Source organism: Cohnella baijiui (assembly GCF_020731285.1).
In the GTDB taxonomy this organism is placed as follows: domain Bacteria; phylum Bacillota; class Bacilli; order Paenibacillales; family Paenibacillaceae; genus Cohnella.
The window spans coordinates 1-344 of sequence record NZ_JAJFOW010000162.1; the positions used below are offsets into that span (position 1 = coordinate 1).

Here is a 344-nt window from a genome sequence, read left to right on the forward strand (position 1 = left end):
GCTTACAAAAATATTCATCAAATCCCGGCCGGAAGACGTTGCGACGCTTCTCGGTCTTGGTTATATGCTCGAAGGAGTATTTAAGAAATACTTCAATGGCGGTGATGCGTACAGTATGGCAATGTACCTCTCAGATGAGCGTCGCACAAGTGAGTACTGGATTCAAGAGGACGATATCCTCCGTCAAGTGCTGTCTCTGCCGCTTAAGGCATCCGATGAGCCGCTCGCACAAGGATATACGATTCGTATTGCTGTCACTGAAGATGCGGAGCAGCTAGCCCATCTATATGGAACGGTATTTCAGACATATCCGACGCCAATGAACGATCCTGCCTATATTAAGA

At 47.4% G+C, this 344-nt stretch carries 1 pseudogene; it reads left to right on the forward strand.

The window, feature by feature from the left end:
• Nucleotides 1-344: pseudogene (locus tag LKX83_RS32130) on the forward strand (putative beta-lysine N-acetyltransferase); the annotation flags it as partial.